Origin of the sequence: Mycobacterium sp., assembly GCF_049281135.1 — a bacterium.
GTDB lineage: Bacteria > Actinomycetota > Actinomycetes > Mycobacteriales > Mycobacteriaceae > Mycobacterium.
The window spans coordinates 1-1,944 of sequence record NZ_JBAPRN010000516.1; the positions used below are offsets into that span (position 1 = coordinate 1).

At 61.8% G+C, this 1,944-nt stretch carries 3 protein-coding genes; all 3 read left to right on the forward strand.

Going from position 1 to position 1,944, the window contains the following annotated elements; translation table 11 throughout:
- The coding region (locus WAN02_RS20505) for a universal stress protein (RefSeq protein WP_422266061.1) at positions 1-123 on the forward strand (123 nt) is incomplete at its 5' end.
- Positions 124-219: 96 nt separating this feature from the next.
- Positions 220-1,320: a 3-oxoacyl-ACP synthase III family protein gene (locus tag WAN02_RS20510; protein WP_422266059.1), complete on the forward strand. Its 1,101-nt coding sequence runs from the start codon at positions 220-222 to the stop codon at positions 1,318-1,320.
- A partial coding sequence (locus WAN02_RS20515; RefSeq protein WP_422266060.1) for a 3-oxoacyl-ACP synthase occupies positions 1,304-1,944 on the forward strand: 641 nt, incomplete at its 3' end. The genes WAN02_RS20510 and WAN02_RS20515, both read left to right, overlap by 17 nt.

The following is a 1,944-nucleotide window of genomic DNA, read 5'->3' on the forward strand; positions in this document are numbered from 1 at the left end:
GCCCAATTGGTGGTGGTCGGCAGCCACGGACGGGGTGGATTCGCCGGCATGGTCTTGGGGTCGGTCAGCGCCGCCGTGGCTCACTCAGCTCGGATGCCAGTCATCGTCGCGCGTCAATCATGATTGCGCAGAGAAGGTTCTCGACACTGCGGACATGGGCCGTAAGCCCCTAGTTCGTTGCGCCACAACAGGTCACGATAGCCACAGGAGGCGAGCGCTGTGCCTAAACATTGGCTGTTAATGGACAAAAGCGATACCGACGCCGGGCAATTTCGAACGCGCCTCACCGGGGCCGGACGGCACCTACCGGCTACCCGTTTGAAGACTGAGGACCTGATGTCGGCTACCGCCCATCGCACGCATATCGATCTGGAGCGGCTGACCGGCATCCACGAGCGACGTGTGTCGGTCGGCGAAGAGGATTCGTTTAGCCTGGCCACCTCGGCGGCATTGAATTGCCTTGATACAGCGGAGTGCGATCCCGCTTTGATCGACGTCGTGATCAATTGCAGCATAACCAAGCTCCGCGACGGAATGACTCAATGGTTGGAGCCTTCGATGGGCAGTGCCATAGCGCACGCTATCGGAGCTGAGAATGCGATGACATTCGACCTTTCGAATGCTTGCGCTGGAATGCTCAGTGGCGTAATGGTCCTCAACAACTGGATTCGGCAAGGCAGTGTCCGTCGAGGGCTGGTCGTGAGCGGTGAATACATCTCGCAACTGGGCTGGAACGCTGCCCGCCACGTCCGGAGCATCATCAGCAAGGAGCTGGCGTCTTTGACGCTGGGAGACGCGGGCGCTGCGCTATTGCTGGAGCGTGCCACTCCCGAATCCGCGGGTATCACTCTTGCCGGGTTCACCACGATCGCGGGGTACAGCCGACTGTGCCTGGCCTATCCCAACGGACGCGACCCCGGTGCGCGGATGTTCACCGATTCCCGGGGTATCCAGCAAGCCGCGATCCTCAACACGCCGATGCTGCTCAGCGAAGTTCTGAACGAAGTCGGCATCTCGATGCATGACATCGACCACGTCATCACTCACCAGACCTCCGCGCGCGCGATACGCAAAGGCATGGAGGCTGTGCGAACCTCCTTCGGCGAAGGTCCGCGTCACCCTGCCGTGATCACCGTCGATCGGTACGGCAACACCGCGTCGACCACCCACACCGTCGCCTTGGTGGAAGAGTTGGAGGCGGGTCATATTCAGCCCGGCGAGACGATCGCCTTGGTCGCGCTGGCATCCGGTCTGGAGATCGGTGTAGTTCTGCTGTCTGTCGACGAGGATCTGGTGAAGCGCTATGGGCACAATCATTGACCAATTGCACGTAACTCATTGCACGTGGCGCACTCGCCACAGTGCGTTGCAACTCGCGGTTGGGGCCGCCAAAGGCTGCTTGGTAGACGCTCAGACCTCGCCGCGCGACCTCGACCTTCTCATCAACGCCGGTATCTTTCGAGACCGAAATCTGGGCGAGCCGGCGCTTGCGGCAATCATCCAGGAAGACATCGGCGCAAACCCGGAAGATCCGCACAGCGGTGCGCACGGCACGTTTTCTTTCGACATCGCCAACGGTGCCTGTGGAATTCTCACCGCTTTGCAGATCGCCGATGGCTTTCTTCGGTCGCAGACGATTTCACGGGCACTTGTCGTAGCAAGCGACGCCGATCCCGGGCGCGGCGCCAGTGAACGCTTCCCTTTCTCGTCGGCGGGCGCGGCGCTGTTATGCAAGTGGTCGGACCGAGACGATGGGCTCGGTCCGGTCAGCTGGGTGGGGAAGCCAGACGATGGCGCAAGCTTCCGGGCCACAATAGATTTCGACGAAGGCCGCAACGTCCTTCGCTTCCGCGGGTCACCCGCACTGGCCGTCGAGATGGCCGCCGCGGCGGAACGCGCAGTGCTGCGGTGCCTGGATGACGCATCGGTCGACCTGGCCGAGGT